5 protein-coding genes are annotated in these 3,327 nt (G+C 40.4%); 1 reads left to right on the top strand and 4 read right to left on the bottom strand.

Annotation, left to right across the window (positions count from 1 at the left end):
• Positions 1-267: 267 nt before the first annotated feature.
• The 3 genes from VGA95_12090 to VGA95_12080 form a co-directional block, all read right to left on the bottom strand.
• The gene (locus VGA95_12090) at positions 268-699 is read right to left on the bottom strand and encodes a surface-adhesin E family protein (GenBank protein ID HEX9667278.1); all 432 of its coding nucleotides are present in this window, start codon (positions 697-699) and stop codon (positions 268-270) included.
• A gap of 91 nt (positions 700-790) precedes the next feature.
• Positions 791-961, bottom strand: a complete 171-nt coding sequence (locus VGA95_12085) for a hypothetical protein (GenBank protein HEX9667277.1) — start codon at positions 959-961, stop codon at positions 791-793.
• Between the two features lie 115 nt (positions 962-1,076).
• On the bottom strand, positions 1,077-1,466 hold the full coding sequence (locus VGA95_12080; protein ID HEX9667276.1) for a hypothetical protein: 390 nt from the start codon (positions 1,464-1,466) through the stop codon (positions 1,077-1,079).
• 113 nt (positions 1,467-1,579) lie between these two features.
• Between VGA95_12080 and VGA95_12075 the strand changes: the two genes are divergently transcribed.
• Positions 1,580-2,323: an NAD-dependent deacylase gene (locus VGA95_12075; GenBank protein HEX9667275.1), complete on the top strand. Its 744-nt coding sequence runs from the start codon at positions 1,580-1,582 to the stop codon at positions 2,321-2,323.
• 5 nt (positions 2,324-2,328) lie between these two features.
• On the opposite strand, the gene pdxA is transcribed toward VGA95_12075, so the two are convergent.
• Positions 2,329-3,327: 4-hydroxythreonine-4-phosphate dehydrogenase PdxA (gene pdxA, locus VGA95_12070; GenBank protein ID HEX9667274.1), on the bottom strand; the 999-nt coding region annotated here is incomplete at its 5' end.

Below are 3,327 nucleotides of genomic sequence, written 5' to 3'. Positions count from 1 at the left end.
ATATGGGGTGAGCTTTCGCCCCACATGTCTTCTTGGTCCCAGAATATATGAAATACCAAGAAGTACGGCAGCAAGAAGTGTCGATAGAAACAAAATAATTAAAATTGGTATATAATCAGAAAGCACGAAATAAGGTTAAGTGCAAAGGGTGAATTGTCAAGAATCTCGAAACAGTTGAATGTCTAAAATATCGACTAAATCGGATTCGTATAAGCTGTTTTCATGTTATAGGATAGCAACAATACAATATTATTACCCATAATAATATTAATTTGAGTCCTCTTTTTTGTAATTGCAAACAAAATCCAAGATAGCCTCATCCACACTATTGGGTTTAACCGGCATAGATGATGCAACTTCGCTACTCCCGGGGATGTTCATGGTAATCTTTTCCATTCTGTTGACCCATTCATAAGTAACTTCAATATATCCGATTGTCCTCGCATCACAATTAACATAACTTTTGGAATATAATCTCTCAATCGGAAAGTCCTTATACGACTTGCTACCCTTGAGATGATGATACATATCGAAGTACCTTAAATTCCCCTTCTCTGATATGCTATCCATGTCTACGTACGATCCGTACTTCCCATTTCCCGTACTTGTAACAAAAATCCAATCTTCGGCCCAAGCGCCGGTAAAAAATACAGAAACGGCGAATATTGAAACGGTAAGTATAATTAATCTTTTTCTCATCTTTCTCCCTTCCTCGTCATTTTCATTTAAAAACAAATTCCAAAAAAGCATATCACTTATGCTGACCAAAAGAACATAAAATTAACTTAAGTCATTGTTTTGCGATCGGGTCTCGGATCTCATAACCATGATCCCTCAAAAGGTAACCCCCTGTGAATCCGGCGGCAGTTCCCAGTGCAGCTCCTGAGGCAAATGCACATCCCGTGATTACAAAAAGCATGAAAATTAAACAATAAGTCACCAGTTCGTCTTTGAATTTCATATCCCCCTCCAAGGGTAGTATTTCTTACCATATAATATTTTTTTATAAAGATCAAGAACTTACAATAACTTAAACAGATTTAGTCCTTAAAATGAATCTAAAACCAAAGAAGCGTTCACCTTTTTTCTTCATACCCACATACGAAAATCGAGATCCCTTCATCTACGCAATTTGACACGGGTTTCACCTCGAGCTTTAATTCTTTTACAGCAATTCTTCCGTCTCTTAGTTCTAACTGCTCCTCCTCATATCCTATAGTTTTATCGTCACAATTGACAACAGTCTTACAGATAAGCTTCTCGATAGGAATCACTCTAAATTTTTTATAACCCCTGAAATTGTGATACGTCTTGAATTTTTTCAAATTCCCGTCATCGGTTATGCTATCCGCATCTACAAAAGATTCTATTTTATCTTTCTTATAGGTCACAGCGCGTACCCATTCCTCTCCTATTGAGTCTGGAATTGTCAGCAAGACGATCAACGCAATCACAAAGTGAGGCAAGCTTTTTTTCCCATTAGTTACCCTGAAGATTAGATAAGTCACGCATCAAATTGATAATTTGTACAATTACTATAAATTATATTGGAGGAGCTATTTAAACCTACAAATTGAAAATGGAAAAAGGGATTTTAGAGGCGAAAAGGCTAATCGATAATTCAACAAATATAACGGTGCTCACAGGTGCGGGAATTTCTGCAGAGAGCGGAATACCCACATTTAGGGGGGAAAACGGGCTCTGGAGAAACTTCCGCTCGGAAGACCTTGCCACACCAGAGGCCTTCTCAAAGGACCCAAAGCTCGTCTGGGAATGGTATGAGTGGAGAAGAAAGATAGTCAGAGATGCAAAGCCTAATCCAGGTCATTATGCACTTGCCGAACTCGAGAACCAAATACCAGATTTTACTCTTATAACTCAAAACATCGATGGATTGCACCAGCTAGCCGGTAGTCGTAATATTATCGAGATGCATGGGAATCTTTGGCAGGTAAGGTGCACAAAGTGTGGCAAAATCGAACAGAACCACGAAGTGCCTTTTAAAGAATTGCCCCCAATCTGTAGGCACTGCAACTCAATTGGCCGACCGAATATTGTCTGGTTTGGAGAAATGATACCCATGACAATAATCGACAGTGCTCTAATTGCTATTGAAAGATGTAATGTTATGCTGATAGTCGGAACATCCGGCGTAGTGGAACCCGCTGCCTCTCTGGGCCTCATCGCAAAGCAGACAGGTAAACCTGTAATAGAAATCAACTTAGAACATACTCCGAATTCAGGCCTTTACGACCTGAGCATCTTCGGAAAATCTGGAGAGATCCTACCACTCTTATACATTAAGAAAAAACACGCCAATTAATATTTTCAAAGCTTGTCAGTCGGAGCCCTATTTCTTGCGAGGTTCACCGCAACCTTGATTGCGGCGATCATACTCGAAGGATTGGCTTTACCCCTCCACGCAATGTCAAACGCTGTTCCATGGTCCGGCGAAGTCCTTATTATCGGAAGACCCAGTGTTACATTTACACCATCGTCGAACGAAAGCATCTTGAATGGTATCAAACCCTGATCATGGTACATCGTAATGACTGCGTCCCAGATTCCCTGCCGTGCCCTATAAAAAATAGTGTCCGCGGGTAGTGGTCCCGTTACGTCTATCCCCAAGTCCTTAGCCTTTCTTACAGCGGGTATTATATGTTCTATTTCCTCATTCCCAAAGATGCCTGATTCACCAGCGTGTGGATTCAAGCCGCAGACGACGATTTTGGGACTCGGTATATTGAATAACTCAACCAAAGAATTATGAGTCAATTCGATCGCATCGAACACCCGATTTTGTGTTATCAATTTCGGCACCTCGGACAATGCGCAATGTATCGTAACCAGCACAACACGAAAATCTCCTCCTTCAAACATCATCGCCACATTTCGAGCACCTGTAAGGTCTTTTAGCATCTCTGTATGTCCAGGATAAATCGAACCCGCAAGATGAATGGACTCCTTACTTATGGGAGCAGTCACGATCGCATCTATTATGCCTTCCAATGCTTGCTTAACAGCCTCTCTTATGTACAAAATACTGGCTTCACCCCCCTTTACGCTTGGGTTTCCAATACTCAGATCATTTTTGTCTAAATTCGTAACGCTTATAATTTTTAATTCATTTTTTATTCCAGTTAGTTTTTTTGCCTCATTTAATATCTCGGCATCACCGTAAATAACAGGGGAACAAATGCTTTGAATTTCGCTACAAAAGAGAGACTTTAAAATTATTTCTGGACCTATGCCGCTTGGATCACCCATTGTGATTCCAATTGTCGGCTTTCCGTCTGATTTAACACCTCTTTTTTCCTGCATGTTACT

The sequence above is a fragment of the Thermodesulfobacteriota bacterium genome (assembly GCA_036397855.1).
In the GTDB taxonomy this organism is placed as follows: domain Bacteria; phylum Desulfobacterota_D; class UBA1144; order Nemesobacterales; family CSP1-2; genus DASWID01.
Note: the sequence above shows the minus strand (reverse complement) of the source record. Positions and strands in the feature narration are given on the sequence as shown.

Coding starts and splice junctions, on each gene's coding strand:
- VGA95_12090 (HEX9667278.1), bottom strand. CDS start 699: ATGAGAAAAAGATTAATTATACTTACCGTTTCAATATTCGCCGTTTCT.
- VGA95_12085 (HEX9667277.1), bottom strand. CDS start 961: ATGAAATTCAAAGACGAACTGGTGACTTATTGTTTAATTTTCATGCTT.
- VGA95_12075 (HEX9667275.1), top strand. CDS start 1,580: ATGGAAAAAGGGATTTTAGAGGCGAAAAGGCTAATCGATAATTCAACA.